Source organism: Streptomyces sp. NBC_00316, from assembly GCF_036158715.1.
In the GTDB taxonomy this organism is placed as follows: domain Bacteria; phylum Actinomycetota; class Actinomycetes; order Streptomycetales; family Streptomycetaceae; genus Streptomyces.
The window spans coordinates 6,128,357-6,143,098 of the sequence record NZ_CP108023.1; the positions used below are offsets into that span (position 1 = coordinate 6,128,357).

Consider the following 14,742-nt stretch of genomic DNA (forward strand, 5'->3'; position numbering starts at 1 on the left):
GAACGGCGCTGGTGAACGCCGAACCTCAGCAGCCCGCCGGCCGAAGTACGGAACGGGCTGACCGACATCGACAAGCCCCCACGATCGACCTGATCAGAATGAGGCCAGGCCTCGAGGCTGTGTTCCAGCGACGATGAAGTCGCTTGCGGTGGCTGCCCGACTTGCTCACCACCAGTGCTGGGCATTCGCCCCTACGGCGACAGAGTCGGCCTCCGTCGCCGCGCGGCCCGACGTCGGGCCACCGAGAGGGTATTCAAGATCAGCGCCGCTGTTCCTGCGATGAGCCAACCCACAGATCCGCCGTCGCGATGCATCTTGATTCCAACCGCCAGCACCATTGCGCCAGCCGCCAGGCCCATCAAGTCGTCGATGAGTGCGTTGACCTGCCTCGCGACCTTCGGAAGGTTGGCCATGGGTTGATCGTGACAGGTGAGCGCACTCGCTGCCAAGGGTGGCCTCTCTGCCACGACCAGCACCTTGAAGGCGTGGCCGGCGTAGCGACTATGTCCGGGAGCTGTTGGCGCAAGGAAGTTCCGCGTGCCACAACCGCGCCAGGCGTTGCACTTCTTCGGCTACTGATCAAACCTGAGTGGCTATTGAGGTTTTCTGAGTGGCGCGATTCTTCCCATCCCGTTTGGCGCTGATCGTCGCGATGACAGCTCCGTCGCTGACTGGGAGCGACATGTCAACGAGCAGCGCCTCTGCCATCGGGCAGGACGTTGCGCGAGACGGTCTGTTTCAGGATGCCTTTTGGTCGGCGGGCTTCTTGATCTCGGTGGTCACCCGTGCCCCTCGGAAGAGCACCGGGAGCCACAGGAGACATGCCAGCAGGGGGACTGCGGCGTAGGTGGCCATGCCCACACTGGAGCCCATCCCGTCCATGAGCGCGCCGACGACGAGATAGCCGATGCCGATGAGCGCCGACTCCACGAATGCGATCATCGACAGCAGGCTCGCCCGGTGGCGCGACGGCACGGCCTCGTTGAACACGTTGTCCACGATCACGGCGGTGATCTCGGGAATTCCGACCAGGGCCAGGAACGCGGCGATGGTGACCCAGACAAGGCCGAGGCCGCTCAGGGCGAGTGCCGCGGCGAGCGTCAGGAGAGACACCGGGACTATGACCCGATACCCGATGCGCCGGTTCGCGCGGTCCGACAGCAAGGGAGTGAGTCCGCCGACGAAGAATCCCGCCGATATGACCACGCTGACCAATGCGGTGCCCGCTCCCTGATCGGAGAGGGTCTTCTGCGTAAAAATGATGTACGGCGTCAAAGTCGCATGCATCAATCCGGACACCACGACAAGCGTCACGAGCGCCGGCGTGGCGACCCGAAGCATCGCCCGCCATGCTGTGACGTCGCCGGGATCCTCCTCGGCTCCCTCCTGCTCGTCCACCGCGTCCGCGCCGCGGATCTCGGGCACCCGTGACATCAGCACCACCACGGCCAGGACGAGGCACGCCGCCGAACCGACGTAGACGACTCCCCAGGAAATCTGCTGCAGTTGGCCGCCGAGGACGATGGCGGCTCCCGAGGTGACCGTCCCGAGCATGGTGAACCGGGACTTGATCTTGACGTAGCTGGCCGTTGCACCACGACGCACGAGCAGGTCGTACAGCAGGGCGGTGTCCGAACCGGATACACATGCCATGCCCACGCCCTGGCCGATGAACAGCGTCAGGAACACCCAGTAGTTGGAGGACGTCACCTGACCGAGCAGGCATCCGGCTATCAGCACCTGGCCGATCACGATGCTGGCACGCCTGCCGATTCGGTCAGCGATGACTCCCGTCGGCAACTCCGCAAGTCCACTGACCAGGTAGAGCAGTGTCTGAAGGATGGCCACTTGCCCGGCGGAGAAGCCTCTCTGCTGAAGGAAGAGGACGAATACGCCACGCTGGAACAGCGAGTTGGCGAGCACGGCGTATACGTAGAACGGGCGCGTGACACTTGGTGCTGCATTGTCGACTGCAGCCGACCCGCTAAGGGCCTCCGTGGTGCCGGTCATGCTGCGGGCTCCCCCTGGTGACTCCGGTGATCATTGGTGTTGGGCCTCCGCCGCCGACCGGAACCTCCAGTCCATACTTCGCGCAGGATATTGGGCCGGCCATCCGGGAACCGTTGCCAGCGCCGCGGCCACCTTCGGCGGTGGTGTCAAATGCTGGAAACAGTAGCGTGCATCTTCTGGAAAGGGTCTGCTGCACGATCGGGTGACATCTGAACTGGCCTGCCCTGTGGGGCGGGTGGGAAGGATGTCGCTGTGCCCAAGCCTTATCCGGAAGAGTTCCGCGAGGATGTCGTGCGGGTCGCGAGGAACCGCGGCCCGGGCGTGACACTCGAGCAGGCGGCCGCCGGCTTCGGTGTCCACGTGATGACGCTGTCGAAGTGGATGCGCCGCGCGGACATCGACGACGGGGCGAAACCCGGAACGACCAGCCAGGACAACGCGGAACTACGGGAAGCGCGTCGGCGGATCAAGCTGCTGGAGCAGGAGAACGCGGTCCTGCGCAGGGCCGCGGCCTTCCTGTCCCAGGCGAACCTGCCGGGAAAAGGATCTACCCGCTCGTGAAAGAGCTGGCCGGAGACGGTGTTCCCGTCACGGTCACGTGCCGGGTCCTCAAGCTCGCCCGCCAGCCCTGCTACCGCTGGCTCGAACGGCCTGTGACCGATGCCGAGTTCGAGCAGGCCGCTCGCGCAAACGCATTGTTCGATGCCCATCGTGAGGACCCGGAGTTCGGCTACCGGTTCCTGGCCGATGAAGCCCGCAGCGCGGGAGCCGGCATGGCTGACCGGACCGCGTGGCGGATCTGCCGTGACAACAGGTGGTGGAGCGTGTTCGGCAAGAAGCGGGGCAGAACCAAGGAGGCCGGCCCGCCGGTGCACGATGACCTCGTCCGCCGCACCTTCACCGCGAATGCCCCGAACCGGCTGTGGCTCACCGACATCCGAACACGCCACCAGATGAACGGCCCCTGACCGAGTCACTTGAGTTCTAGTAGTCGTCGCAACACCCCAGTTCGGGGGATGCGATGGACTTCGAGGTCCGGGGCTGTTCATCTGCGGTGGGTATGGGATTTGAGCCCACGGTGACATCGCTGCCACGACGGTTTTCAAGATTGTCCGCCGGTAGCAGTCAGCAGCTCAGGCCGTGCTTGACCTGATCGAGCCTCGCTGCTGAGAAGGCTCACACCCTGCGCGGCCGTCGCCCGCAGCTCCCTCACCGCGGCGCGCACGACAGCAGATCGGGCCAGCTCGGAGGTGGTGACATAACCGATCTGGCGGGACGGGCGCTCGGGGCCGAGATCGGTGATCCCCACCGAGTTCGGTGCTCCGACCAAGGAGAGCGCGGGCATGATCGCCATTCCGTGGCCTCCGCTCACCAAGGAGAGCACCGCTCCGTCGTCCTCGGCCTCGATGGTCGCCTTCGGAATCCAGTCCTGTGCAGCCCACCAGTCGCGGGTGTACGAGCCACAGTTTTCGGCCCAGTCGACCAGCGGCAGTGAGCGCGGGGCGGCGTGACCCGTCGCGTGCACCAGGGCATACGGCTCTTCAAGGAGTCCGCTCGCGACCAGACCCGGTGGAAGCGGTTCCGAGTCGCCCAGTGTGGCGATGGCTATGTCGGCTTTCCCGTCGGCCACTTCGCCCGCAGTGCCGCGCCCCACCTCGCGTACGATCCGCACCCGAGGCTCGATCCTGGGGTGTCGGGCGCGTAGCCGCTGCAGGACGGGCGGCAGCAGGTGGAGAGCCGCGCTACGGAAAGCCGTGATCCGCAGCGGCCCCTCCGCAGCATCGGGCCGGGCCGCACCGCGCGCCTCGGCGGTCAGGACGTCCAGCAGGCGAAGGATGCGGCGGGCGTGCACGATGGCCTTCTCCCCGGCAGGGGTGGGGCGGGTGCCGGTGCGGCCGCGTTCGAAGAGGACTGCACCGATCTTGCGCTCGCTGCCGCGAACCGAGTGGGAGACCGCGGACTGGGTCAGACCGAGTGCGTCGGCCGCGGCCGAGAAGCCACCGGTGTCCGCGACCGCCACCAGGACGCGCAGTTCCTGCGGAGCGAGATCGGAGTCGGTCGTGCGGGCCACAGGGCGCTCACCTCAATGTATGAGAACTGCTCATGGAACGGTGTGTCGCATGAGCCCAACCGGCTGCCCAGTTGGCGCATTCCCGCCTTACGGTCCGGGCATGAACGAGACCGCGCTCACCGTGCACCAGACCGCCCGCCCTCACGGCTTTCCCACCGCCGAGCACTTCGCCTTCGTTGAGTCCACGCTTCCCGACCCCGCAGCGGGCAGCGCGCTCGTGGAAAACCTCTACTGGTCCGTCGACCCCTACCACCGCGAGATGATGGACGACGTGCCCGGCGGCTTCGCGCTCGACGCACCGCTGGAGGGCCGCACCATCGGGCGGGTGATCGCCTCGCGCACGCCTCGGCTGGCCGAAGGCGAGATTGTGCTCCACCGGCAAGGCTGGCGCACGCACGCGGTGGTCTCGCCCGAGGAGATCCGGCAGCTGCCCCGCTTCGATGGGGTGCCCCTGACCGCATACTTGAGCACCCTCGGCGGCACCGGCCTGACCGCCTATGTGGGCCTGACCCGGATCGCCCGGCTCCAGGAGGGGGAGGACCTGTTCGTGTCGGCCGCCGCAGGCGGGGTCGGCACGGCCACCGGGCGGTTCGCCAGACTGCTCGGCGCCGGACGGCTCGTGGGCAGCGCAGGCTCGGCGGCGAAGGCCGGCCACCTCACACGGGAGGTGGGCTACGACGCCGTCTTCGACTACCACGACGGGCCCGCCGCCGACCTGCTCGGCAAGGCCGCGCCGGGCGGCATCGACGTGTTCGTCGACAACGTCGGCGGCGAGCAGCTGGCCGCGGCGGTGGGAGCGCTGCGCGAGTTCGGGCGCATCGTCCGCATCGGCACGATCAGCCAGTACAACACCCCCGACACGCCATCACCGCGCTTCAACTACGCGGACATCGTGGAGAAGAGCATCCGCATGGAGGGCTTCTTGGTCAGCAACTACCGTGACACTCAGGAGGAGTTGTACGAGTTCGCGGTGCCGCATCTGCAGAGCGGTCGGCTCGCTCTGGACGAGACAGTGGTTGACGGTTTCGAGCGCATCGTGGACGCATTTCTGGGAATGTTGCACGGCGAGAATACCGGCAAGATCATCGTGCGAGACCCCAGGCAAGCCAGTCCCCGAACTGACACCCAACCTCCGGTGTCATGAGGGGAATCCGTGCCCATCGAACGCTGCATCAATCGCCTTAGGAGTCATCTCATTTGGTGGGGTCGGTAGGCTGCCGTTCATGGTGGGGATCGTTGAGCGGCTGGTGCCGGATGAGTTGTGGGAGCTGTTCCAGCGGGTGGTGCCGGAGGCGCCGTCGCGGCCGCAGGGTGGCGGTCGGCGCCGGCACGGCGACCGGGAGCCTGCACCCTCATCTGCTACCGCAGACTCACCAAATGAGATGACTTCTGAATCGGTTGCTGTACAACAGCGAAGTACAGCAACCGGCATGACCACAGCCGAACGTCACCAACGCTCGGTGACCGGTTCACCAGCCCGGCAGACCTCAACAACCGTCCCGCCCATAGTTCGCATCGAGGGGGTGATCGCCGGTGCGATCACGAAGGCCACGCACGATCAGTGGGCACTGGCCCGCCGTTGCCACGCGGCACACATCCAGAGCCTGGCAGCCGGGATCAAGACGCTGCGGCACCGCCTGCCCCTCCCGATCGGGGAACGCGGAACGAAACGTGCCGCGGGTGGTTACCGGTCGAAGAACGAGTGGTTCCGCAAGTCCCGCCGGCCCGCGGCACTGGAAGACCGGCACGCCGCTGCTGTTGCCGACTGGCAGGCCGGACGAAGCGGATGTCGGCGGTTCGAAACCGTCCGCGCCCACCAGTGCGAGGGCCCCCAACCGATCATGGTTGGGGGCTTTCACATCAACCGGGGCGGTCACTCACGGTCGGGACGCTGCCGTGTGGTTGCCCTGTTGCACGCTGGACGACGGTGTGTGACATGCCGCTGGTGGCGTAATGGGGCCTTGCACTCTCTGGCCAGGTAACCCTGTATTGCATCGGTCACGGGTGCGGCTCATCGGTGCTGCCGTGAGAGTGGATCTTTGAGCGGATCCGGCGAGAGGAACCGGAGATGTCTGAAAGGTCTGCGGGGCTGGCCGGACTGCTCGCTGCGGCAGAGGACCGGATGCCTGTCGAGTCGGCCGAGGTGATCGCCTTCGAGCTGGCGAGGCGCCTGGAGGCCCGGTCCGTCTCCTTTTTGATCACCGACTTCACCGGCAACGCCGTTGTGCGCCTGAGCAACGCCGACGCCGGTGAGGAGCGGGAGCGCATCACGTTGCCCGGCACCGTCTACGGGCAGGTACTGCGCGATCAGCGGGTGTCCGTCCGCCGAGGCGGGCACCCCGACGGGCAGGTCCAGATCGTTGCCCCGGTGACCAATCGGGGGGATGCCATCGGGCTTCTTGAAGTCCTCCTCCCACAAGCCCCCGAAACTGCAACCGTGCAGACGATCGTCGAATCGGCCCATGCCCTGGCTTACATCCTCATCGCCAACCGCCGCTTCACCGACCTGTACCAGTGGGGCCGCCGCACCCTCCCCATGAACCTGGCCGCTGAGATCCAGAACACTCTCCTTCCCGACAGCCTCACCTGTGAAGCACCGCAGTTCACGGTCTCCGGCGAGCTGATCCCGACCGAAGAGATCGCCGGCGATACCTTCGATCACTCCCTCGACCGCCGCACGCTGCATGTGTCCATCACCGACGCCATGGGCCACGATGTCCGTGCCGCCCTCATCGCCACCCTGCTCGTTGGTGCTCTGCGCAGCGCGCGGCGCGGAGGAGCAGACCTGGCCGACCAGGCCCATCAGGCTCATCAGGCCTTGCTCGACCACGGCCTGCATGGCCCGTTGGTCACCGGCCAGCTCTTGCGCATCGATCTGCAGACGGGAAGTGCCGGCTTCGTCAATGCCGGTCACCCCTGGCCCTGGCTTCTGCGCGGGGGACGTCTCGAGCGCATCATTCCCGAGATCGATCCGCCCTTCGGTGCCCCCTTGCCGCACCCGCACCGCGTCCAGTCGCTCCAACTGCGACCAGGTGACCGCCTCATCCTGGTTACCGATGGCATGCTCGAGCGCAACGCCGCTGCCGAGGACCTTCCGGCTCTGATCGAGGGCACGCGCGACCTGCACCCTCGCGAGACCGTTCACACGCTTACCCAGGCCGTCCTGCGTGCCCAGAAAGGTGTCCTGCATGACGACGCGACCGTGGTCTGCCTGGACTGGCAAGGCTCCCGGGACTAGGCACGGGGTCTGATGCAGGGTTGGGTGGCAGGTTCGGTCGCGCGGCCTGGAGGGCCGGTGTGGTCATGACGGTTTCGTATTCGATGGGGGTCAGCCGGCCGAGCGAGGCTTGTCTGCGGCGTCGGTGGTAGGTCCTCTCGATCCAGGTCACGATCGCGATCCGCAGTTCCTGACGGGTGGCCCACGTCCGGCGGTCGAGGACATGCTTCTGCAGCAGACTGAAGAAGGACTCCATGGCCGCGTTGTCGCCTGCCGTCCCGACCCTTCCTGTCGAGCCCACGATCCGATGCCGGTCGAGCGCCCGGACGAACTTGCGAGACCGGAACTGCGACCCGCGATCGCTGTGCAGAATGCACCCGGCGACGTTTTCACGTCGGGCAACAGCGTTGTTCAGGGCTGCGACGGCCAGGCGGGACTTCATCCGCGCGTCGATCGAGTAGCCCACGATCCTCGTACTGAAGACGTGCTTGATCGCGCAGAGACACAGCTTCCCTTCGCTGGTGGCGTGTTCGGTGATGTCGGTGAGCCACAGCCGGTTCGGGGCTGGTCCGCCTTGGCGTGCGGGCTACGTCAACAGCGTGGCCACACATGATTGGGGACAGGAGGTCTTCGCGCTGTCCGGGGGGCGTGGCCAAGGTGGTCGACAGCGTCGGCGTGTCCATCCTGTCCCATGCCCTGGCCGCCCTTGCGCCGGGCGGCGAGGTCGCCACCCTCGGTCTGTTCGATGCGGCCGGGGGGCCGCTGGACGGGTACGCCCTGCTCGGCAAGCAGGCCCGCATCCGCGGTGTCGCGGTCGGCAGCGAGGCCATGCACCGCGATCTTGTGAGCTACGTCGAGTCCCACGGCATCCACCCGGTGATCGACCGCCGGATCGACTTCCTGGACGCCCCAGCTGCGTACACGGCCCAGACTTCCCGAGGATTGTTCGGCAAGATCGTCATCGAGTTCGGCTGAGCCGGCCGGCGCCTGCATGGCAGAGCCGGACGCCGACGACCGGCGCGGATCGCAGGCCGTGTCGGTCGGGCGCCGGTCTCCGCGGACGCCTGTTGACCGACGACCGGGTGGAGCCGTCGGAGGCTGGATTGCAGGGCCTGTCCGTGGCGCTTAGCGTGATGTCGGGGACCCCAGGGGCTCTCCGGTGCAGTGCGTGCGGCGGACTTCGCAGGGCATGGGCCAGGGGTTCAGTCCATCGAGGTGATCAACGATGACCGACAGCACACAGATGCTCCTCAAGAATCTCGCCGACACCTTCGGGCATCCGATCCGTTCGCTGATACTCCACTCTGAACTCAGATCAGTGCGCTGCGGCGAGCGGTCCCGATCACGGATCTCAGTAGGCCGCACGAAACCCAGCTCGCTCACATGATCATGCTGGGCGAGTCGGTGAAGGTCAGGATGGGACCCGACGCCGATGACACTCTGCGCACGGGCCTGCGCCGTCGAGTAGGAGAGGTCCGGAACCTGGTCGCCGACGAGGATGCCGCCACCGGCATTGTTCCTGTCCAGAACGCCCGCCGAGTTCGCCGGGCGCTGAGAGACGAGGTCACTCATGCCACAGTCCATGCGCGCGCTCGTAGCCGGAAAGGTTGGCGAACCGGCCGATGTCCTGCGGCTGGAATCCCGACCCGTTCCCACGCCGGAAGCCGGTCAGGCGTTGATCCGCGTGAAGGCGACTCCGATTCACGCCAGCGATCTGCATGTGCTGCGTGGCCGCTACGGTTTCTCCCCCGAGTTTCCCGCCGTCGGGGGTCACATGGAATGCGTAGGCCGTATTGAGGCCCTGGGCCCGGATACCGAGGGACTGGAGATCGGCGAGCGCGTGGTGGCCGTTGCTGTCCCGGCGGTACCCGGGCCGCATGTGGCCGGCACTTGGCAGGAATACCTTGTTGCCGATACACGAAGGCTCCTGCCGGTCCCCGATCATCTGAGCGACTCCAGCGCCTGTCAGCTCGCCGTCAACCCGTTGACCGCGCTGCTCCTGGTGACTCGCGAACTCGACGTACAGCCGGGTGAATGGTTGTTGCAGACGGCCGCGGGCTCCACCGTCGGCCGGCTCGTCATCCAGCTGGCCAGGCATCTGGGTATTCGCACGATCAATGTCGTGCGGCGGCGCGCTGCCGTCGAGGAGATCAAAGCGCTCGGTGGTGACGAGGTCATTTGCACCGAGGACGAGGACCTGTCGCGGCGTGTGGCCGAGATTGCAGGACCGGCCGGCGTGCGCAAGGCCACCGACTGTGTCGCGGGCGACGTGGGTGCCCAGGTATCCCAGGCATTGGCTCCGGGAGGAGAGGTCGTGGTCTACGGCGCGCTCTCCACCCATCGGCAGACAGACCCGGCAGCGCTGACGATCCCGCTGCAGGCACGCTCGGTCATCTACGAGACCAAAGCAGTCCGTGGCTTCTGGCTGAACCGCTGGTTCGGCACCACCTCACCTGCGGATGCGCTGCGCGCGCTGTCCGAGGTTCGCAGTCTCGTCGCTGATGAAGTGCTGAGCATCCCCCCAGGCCAGCCTTTCCCGCTCGAACGCTTCAGTGAAGCCATCTCGTTCGCCGAAGCACCCGCACATGGCGCCAAACCGCTCTTCGTCTTCGAAGACGGCCGGGACGAAGACGACAGGTAGGACGCGGCCCGGCCGGTGCTGGAGACGGTGCGGCTGGGGCGGAGCAGGGCCGCCGACACCCGCGGCGCCGCCCAGCTCGGGCGATTCGCATGACATGGTCTCTCGGGGCCGCGGCGAACCAGGCGTCCCATTCGGGTTGCTGCCAGTCCTGCCACCCGCCTTCGAGCCAGCGCTGACCGACACCGAGTTCTGTCTCGACGCCGGTGGGTTCGCCGATGTGGAGCGGAACTTCGCCGCGCTCGACGGTGTAGCAGTAGGCACGGGTCAGCCCGCCGGATTCAATCTTGGCCCAGGCGTGATGGTTGCCGATGCGGTCGGTGGCGAAGTACGGGACAGCCCTCAGCGTCTGGAGCCAGGCGGTGGCTTTGTTCACGAGAACTGGCTCTGGTCCACTTCGTGTGGTCGCGTACACAGGGTGACTGTTGATCTTCGCCTCATGGTGGTTCCAGTGGTCGTAGGCGGTCAGTGCGCGCATGGCCGGCCGCCCGCGCATGAACCCGGCTCACCTCATCAGGCCCCTTGGAATCGATCATCTAGGCTGGCGCGGTGACTGATGAGCAGGAGCGGGTGCAGCCGTCGGGAGTGTGGGCCACGGCGGTGGGGGTGGCCAGGGTGCGGGCGCTGGAGACCGAGCGGGAGAACGCGCTGTTCCGCGACCCACTGGCACAGGCCTTCGCCACCGCCGGCGGCCTGTGGCCCTCCTCGCCGCCGCTGCCCGATGACGAGGCCGCGCGACGCCGCCGACTGGCCGTTTCGTACTCCATCGTCATCAGGACGAAGTTCCTCGACGACCTGTTGCAGCAGGCCTCCGCGTCCGGGGTCCGGCAGGTCGTGCTGCTCGGCGCGGGCATGGACAGCCGGGCTTTCCGGATCGACTGGCCCGAGGGCACCCGGCTGTTCGAGGTCGACACCGCCGCACCACTGGACTTCAAGGCGTCGGTGCTGCGCCAGGAGCGGGCCGTCGCACGCTGCGAGCGGATCACCGTCCCGGTGGATCTGCGTGAGGACTGGCCGGGCGCGCTGGCCGCCGCAGGGCACGACCCGACCGTGCCGACCGCGTGGATCGCCGAAGGGCTACTGATCTATCTGCCCGAGGATGCGGTGGAGCTCCTGCTGGCCCGGATCAGCACGCAGTCGGCGGCAGGCAGCCGGATGGGGCTGACATTGGGCTCGCACGGCGTGATCGAGCGCTTCGGCGCGGACGCCGCGCCGGGATCGGCGGCATCCATGTGGGTCTCGGAGATGCCCGACGACCCGGTGGGCTGGCTGGCCGGGCATGGCTGGGAGGCCGACAGCCACACCCTGCGCGAGCGCGCTGCCGCCTACGGCCGTGCGATCAGCACCCCGCCGCAGCGCGAGGAGCGGCCCGGCGGACTGATCTCGGCGGTGCGCCGGTAGAGCGCCTCGCGGTTCCCTGGTGCTGTGACCGGAAGGGTTTGCCGGGAGACGCGAGCCGGTGAACCTTTCCGGTCACAGCAGAAGAGGCGGAGCCAGCTGCGTCGCCCTGGCCGACAGGGCACCGGTTCGCCGAACGCACCCGCGCCAAGCACGCCACCATCCACGCTCTCCTCGCCGCCGGGCACAGCAAGCGGTCCGTCGCCCGGCGGCCCGGGATGACACTCAACACGATCTTGCGTTTCTCCCGTGCCGCTACTGCGGAGGAGATGTCACCAGGCAGTGGCAAAGCCGTGCGACCAGGCTCGATGCTTCGGGCACCACGGGCCCCTGCCGAGTTGGCAGGGGCCCGTGGTGCAGAGAGCTGAGGAGGGCCGGGACCTGTCCTCGATGGGCGGCAACCTGGCCGCCGCCTACCGTCTGCTGCCCGCCGGACCTCCCGGCCTCACTTCAGGTGTCGGTCCAAGAACCGGCACCCGTCCTCCAGCTCGAACCACGGGGTGCCGGTGTGCCCTCCCAGATTGGCGTGCAGCGTCTTCTCCTTGCTGCCGAAGGCGTCGAACAGGTCCAGGGCCCGTTGCCGGGGGTTCCCTTGGTCGTCCCACTGCAGCAGGAACAGAAGCGGAATGGTGACCTGCCGGGCCTCCTCGCGCTGGGCACGGGGCACGTACCCCCCGGCGAAGAAGCCTGCGGCCGCGATGCGCGGCTCGACCACCGCCAGCCGAATGCCGAGGGCGGTCCACCCCCCGGAGTACCCGACCGGGCCGCCGATCTCGGGCAGCTCAAGGAGGGCGTCCAGAGTGGTCTGCCATTCAGGGACCGCGTTTTCGACCAGCGGGCCGATGAAGGACTCGAAGATCTCGTCGACCGGCTCGCCGGCCTGCATCGCCCGCCGGAGGTCGGCACGGGCCTGCTCGTCGGCGGCGGAACGGGGACGGTCACCGCACCCGGCGGCGTCGATGGTGGCCACTGCGTAGCCGCGCGCCGCGGTGTACCGGGCCCGGGCCACCAGCCGGGGTTCCGCCTTGGGCAGGCCGTTGTTGTGGGCCATCAGGACCAGCGGTGCCGGTGCGGATCCAGGCGTCCACAGGGTGCCGGGGATCTCGCCGAGGGTGAATTCGCGCTCGAGGACGCCGTCGTCGAGGAGCTGTTCAGAAGTGAATTGCACGGTCGTGCCTTTCGGAGGGCTCTTGAACGGCGCTCCCGGACGACCTATCGCCCGACCGTGACCCCGGAGGGGAGCACCCATGTCGATACTGCGTTCACGGGTACCACCTCCTCGTTCTCTCGCACGGCCTCCGGAAAAGTAGCAGCGGTCGCCGTGGTCCGCCAAACGGGTTTTTGCGGAGGCTCCGTGGCCGGATGCCGCGCATTAGGAACACTACGCAGAGCTACTTGGGCTCTCGTCGCGGCTTCCCGAGTGGAGGGCCCGCGACGGCGGGGTGCACTGGGGACGCTGTGCTTCTCATGAACATCGAACACGACGCGCCGCCGACGCCTCCCGAACTCGTGCACAGGTGCTGTCGGCTCTCGTGGGTAGAGCCAGTTTGATTCAGACAGTGGTGTCCGCCGCCGACGTGCCCGCGTAGGCGGCTACGTGGCCGGTCGGCTGGGCTGGAGCCAGCCGTCAGGTTGTGCGCCAGCCGGGTTCCAGGCGGTCGAGGAGGGTGCGGAAGGCCGCGTCGGCCCGGCGCCAGTCGCCATCGGCCAGGGGTGCGAGGAGCAGACCGAAAGACGCGTTGACCAGGAGAGAAGCCTCCGTTCGCGCGCGCGCCTCCGACATGCCCATGTCTCGGAAGACGGAGCCGAGCAGACCCGCCCACTCGCTGACCAGGTCACGCATGAGGGGCCCGTACCGCTCGGGATGGAGCAGGCTGGCGGCCACGATCTCCAGGTAGAGGGGGAGGGCGGCGCGCAGGTCGGGGTCGCTGAGCCGCTGCCAGATCTCCTCCATGAAGCGGCGCAGCCACGCCGGGTCCTTGGGGGGACCGGTGGTGTCGAGCAGGGTCCGGGCGCGCAGGAGCGGTCGCCGCTCGTCCAGGGCGAGCGCCTCGGCGACCATGCGTTCCTTGCTGCCGAAGTAGTACAGGAGCATGCGGTCGCTGGTACCCAGGGACCGGGCCAGCGGGCGGAGGGACAGGTCTGCCAGGCCGTTGCGGATCAGGTACTGACGGACCTGATCCAGCAGAGCGCGTCGTTTGGCCGGGTCGGGCGGGCGCGGCATGAAGGCTCCCAGCGGTGGTTACGGCGCGGATGTGATCGCTTGATTGTGCGAGTGGACCGGCTTCCACGTTGCGGTTCTCATGTGCCTCATTGGTCCGTTTTTGTGTTTTCGTGAAGGTATTTACTGTAGCGTCCGCTACGTGTATATTTAAGTGTAGCGAGTGCTACGTGAATGCATCTGCCGACGACTCCGAGGGACTGATTTCCATGGCTTCCCAGGCCATCGGCCCCACCGCGACCCCTCGCCGGGGCCATCCCGATCGGCCTCACAGGCGCCGCCTGGGAGACCTGTTGCGGAAGTCCGTCTCGGAACGCGCTGAGGGGGAGGACCGGTCGCCCAAGGCCGCCCCCATGTCGCGGATCGCCCGGTTCGGGACCCTGTGGTCTCGCACCCTGGAACCCCTGCGACCGCTCGACGCCCCCCGCGCCTGCGCCACCGCTTGGGACGCCTCCTGGCCCCTGCGGCGGGATCCGGCTTCGGTCCCCCGGGCCCGGCGACTGGTGACCGCCCAGCTGCGTCACTGGAATCTGGCGGAGTCGGCCGACATCGCCGAGCTCCTGGTGAGTGAAGTGGTGACCAATGCCCTGCACCACACGCGCGGGTCGCTGCGGCTCAACCTGCAGGTGTGCGGCTCCCGTCTGCGGTGCGAGGTCGAGGACACCGAACGGGCCGGCCCCGTACGCCGCTTCGTCGACGTCGACTCGGAGGGCGGCCGCGGGATCGAACTACTCGATCAGCTCAGCGAGGCCTGGGGCAGCACCAGTACGGCCACTGGCAAGACCATGTGGTTCGAGCTGCCGGCGCACGCGGAGGCGGCGATGGAGTCACCCCCGCCGGAGGAGCAGACAGCCTCCGCCTGAGCCGGCCCATCCGTAGCAATCACCGGATGGGAGAAGTCGCAGCACGTCAGGAACTAATGACGGCAAGGGGGTTGGAGCCAGCGGGCGAGCCGGAAGCGCGCATCGAAGTGCGCGGCCGTTGCTTCGTCGGGCGACGCCGCCTCCGCCTCGTCGCGGGGGGTGGCATGACGATCTCAGCCGTTGACGCCGTCCTGACACAACACCTTGAGCAACGCGAGACGGACCTGGTCATCGGCTGCGGCGGAGATCTCGGGCCGGACGGTCTCAACATGTACGAACGGACCACCGGAGCCGGGAACACCGCGGTCAGCGAGGCCCGGTTCC

14 protein-coding genes and 2 pseudogenes are annotated in these 14,742 nt (G+C 67.6%); 9 read left to right on the plus strand and 7 right to left on the minus strand.

From position 1 onward, the window contains the following. Nucleotides 1-191 precede the first annotated feature (191 nt). Both OG878_RS27230 and OG878_RS27235 read right to left on the minus strand, forming a co-directional pair. Nucleotides 192-413 carry a hypothetical protein gene (locus OG878_RS27230; RefSeq protein WP_328889209.1) on the minus strand — a complete coding sequence of 74 codons (222 nt, stop codon included), beginning with the start codon at nucleotides 411-413 and terminating at the stop codon, nucleotides 192-194. 325 nt (nucleotides 414-738) lie between these two features. Further along, nucleotides 739-2,010 carry an MFS transporter gene (locus OG878_RS27235; protein WP_328889210.1) on the minus strand — a complete coding sequence of 424 codons (1,272 nt, stop codon included), beginning with the start codon at nucleotides 2,008-2,010 and terminating at the stop codon, nucleotides 739-741. Between the two features lie 252 nt (nucleotides 2,011-2,262). Here OG878_RS27235 and OG878_RS27240 point away from each other — a divergent pair, with 252 nt between their 5' ends. Together OG878_RS27240 and OG878_RS27245 are read left to right on the plus strand one after the other, a co-directional pair. Next, nucleotides 2,263-2,571, plus strand: coding sequence for a transposase (locus tag OG878_RS27240; RefSeq protein ID WP_328889211.1), 309 nt, complete (start codon nucleotides 2,263-2,265; stop codon nucleotides 2,569-2,571). After that, nucleotides 2,568-2,978, plus strand: coding sequence for a hypothetical protein (locus tag OG878_RS27245; protein ID WP_328889212.1), 411 nt, complete (start codon nucleotides 2,568-2,570; stop codon nucleotides 2,976-2,978). The genes OG878_RS27240 and OG878_RS27245 overlap by 4 nt, the downstream gene beginning before the upstream one ends. A 134-nt stretch (nucleotides 2,979-3,112) precedes the next feature. On the opposite strand, the gene OG878_RS27250 is transcribed toward OG878_RS27245, so the two are convergent. Continuing rightward, nucleotides 3,113-4,081: a LysR family transcriptional regulator gene (locus OG878_RS27250; RefSeq protein ID WP_328889213.1), complete on the minus strand. Its 969-nt coding sequence runs from the start codon at nucleotides 4,079-4,081 to the stop codon at nucleotides 3,113-3,115. Nucleotides 4,082-4,181: 100 nt separating this feature from the next. Here OG878_RS27250 and OG878_RS27255 point away from each other — a divergent pair, with 100 nt between their 5' ends. The 3 genes and pseudogenes from OG878_RS27255 (at nucleotide 4,182) to OG878_RS27270 (ending at nucleotide 7,319) form a co-directional block, all read left to right on the plus strand. Further along, nucleotides 4,182-5,225, plus strand: coding sequence for an NADP-dependent oxidoreductase (locus OG878_RS27255; RefSeq protein ID WP_328889214.1), 1,044 nt, complete (start codon nucleotides 4,182-4,184; stop codon nucleotides 5,223-5,225). A 385-nt stretch (nucleotides 5,226-5,610) separates the two neighbouring features. Then, nucleotides 5,611-5,898 (plus strand): annotated as a pseudogene (locus OG878_RS27265) (IS200/IS605 family accessory protein TnpB-related protein); the annotation flags it as partial. A gap of 305 nt (nucleotides 5,899-6,203) precedes the next feature. Further along, the gene (locus tag OG878_RS27270) at nucleotides 6,204-7,319 is read left to right on the plus strand and encodes a PP2C family protein-serine/threonine phosphatase (RefSeq protein WP_328889215.1); all 1,116 of its coding nucleotides are present in this window, start codon (nucleotides 6,204-6,206) and stop codon (nucleotides 7,317-7,319) included. A 40-nt stretch (nucleotides 7,320-7,359) separates the two neighbouring features. Here OG878_RS27270 and OG878_RS27275 read toward each other — a convergent pair. Next, nucleotides 7,360-7,863, minus strand: a pseudogene (locus OG878_RS27275) (IS3 family transposase); the annotation flags it as partial. A 44-nt stretch (nucleotides 7,864-7,907) separates the two neighbouring features. Between OG878_RS27275 and OG878_RS27280 the strand changes: the two are divergent. Then, nucleotides 7,908-8,273 (plus strand): zinc-binding dehydrogenase, encoded by a 366-nt coding sequence (locus tag OG878_RS27280; protein WP_443049172.1) that lies wholly within the window; start codon nucleotides 7,908-7,910, stop codon nucleotides 8,271-8,273. A 150-nt stretch (nucleotides 8,274-8,423) separates the two neighbouring features. Here the strand turns inward: OG878_RS27280 and OG878_RS27285 are convergent, their stop codons facing one another. Then, nucleotides 8,424-8,870 (minus strand): hypothetical protein, encoded by a 447-nt coding sequence (locus OG878_RS27285; RefSeq protein ID WP_328889217.1) that lies wholly within the window; start codon nucleotides 8,868-8,870, stop codon nucleotides 8,424-8,426. 10 nt (nucleotides 8,871-8,880) lie between these two features. Between OG878_RS27285 and OG878_RS27290 the strand changes: the two genes are divergently transcribed. Then, nucleotides 8,881-9,939: a zinc-dependent alcohol dehydrogenase family protein gene (locus OG878_RS27290; protein WP_328889218.1), complete on the plus strand. Its 1,059-nt coding sequence runs from the start codon at nucleotides 8,881-8,883 to the stop codon at nucleotides 9,937-9,939. A gap of 546 nt (nucleotides 9,940-10,485) precedes the next feature. After that, on the plus strand, nucleotides 10,486-11,337 hold the full coding sequence (locus tag OG878_RS27295) for a class I SAM-dependent methyltransferase (protein WP_328889219.1): 852 nt from the start codon (nucleotides 10,486-10,488) through the stop codon (nucleotides 11,335-11,337). A gap of 442 nt (nucleotides 11,338-11,779) precedes the next feature. Here the strand turns inward: OG878_RS27295 and OG878_RS27300 are convergent, their stop codons facing one another. Next, the gene (locus OG878_RS27300) at nucleotides 11,780-12,502 is read right to left on the minus strand and encodes a dienelactone hydrolase family protein (RefSeq protein ID WP_328889220.1); all 723 of its coding nucleotides are present in this window, start codon (nucleotides 12,500-12,502) and stop codon (nucleotides 11,780-11,782) included. Between the two features lie 459 nt (nucleotides 12,503-12,961). Beyond that, on the minus strand, nucleotides 12,962-13,558 hold the full coding sequence (locus tag OG878_RS27305) for a TetR/AcrR family transcriptional regulator (protein ID WP_328889221.1): 597 nt from the start codon (nucleotides 13,556-13,558) through the stop codon (nucleotides 12,962-12,964). A 206-nt stretch (nucleotides 13,559-13,764) separates the two neighbouring features. Between OG878_RS27305 and OG878_RS27310 the strand changes: the two genes are divergently transcribed. After that, nucleotides 13,765-14,418, plus strand: coding sequence for an ATP-binding protein (locus OG878_RS27310; protein ID WP_443049173.1), 654 nt, complete (start codon nucleotides 13,765-13,767; stop codon nucleotides 14,416-14,418). Nucleotides 14,419-14,742 lie beyond the last annotated feature (324 nt).

What these genes read in the sequence shown, in the direction of transcription:
- OG878_RS27230 (WP_328889209.1), bottom strand. Translation starts at nt 413, where the DNA reads ATGGCCAACCTTCCGAAGGTCGCGAGGCAGGTCAACGCACTCATCGAC.
- OG878_RS27235 (WP_328889210.1), bottom strand. Translation starts at nt 2,010, where the DNA reads ATGACCGGCACCACGGAGGCCCTTAGCGGGTCGGCTGCAGTCGACAAT.
- OG878_RS27255 (WP_328889214.1), top strand. Translation starts at nt 4,182, where the DNA reads ATGAACGAGACCGCGCTCACCGTGCACCAGACCGCCCGCCCTCACGGC.
- OG878_RS27270 (WP_328889215.1), top strand. Translation starts at nt 6,204, where the DNA reads ATGCCTGTCGAGTCGGCCGAGGTGATCGCCTTCGAGCTGGCGAGGCGC.
- OG878_RS27280 (WP_443049172.1), top strand. Translation starts at nt 7,908, where the DNA reads ATGATTGGGGACAGGAGGTCTTCGCGCTGTCCGGGGGGCGTGGCCAAG.
- OG878_RS27285 (WP_328889217.1), bottom strand. Translation starts at nt 8,870, where the DNA reads ATGAGTGACCTCGTCTCTCAGCGCCCGGCGAACTCGGCGGGCGTTCTG.
- OG878_RS27290 (WP_328889218.1), top strand. Translation starts at nt 8,881, where the DNA reads ATGCGCGCGCTCGTAGCCGGAAAGGTTGGCGAACCGGCCGATGTCCTG.
- OG878_RS27305 (WP_328889221.1), bottom strand. Translation starts at nt 13,558, where the DNA reads ATGCCGCGCCCGCCCGACCCGGCCAAACGACGCGCTCTGCTGGATCAG.
- OG878_RS27310 (WP_443049173.1), top strand. Translation starts at nt 13,765, where the DNA reads ATGGCTTCCCAGGCCATCGGCCCCACCGCGACCCCTCGCCGGGGCCAT.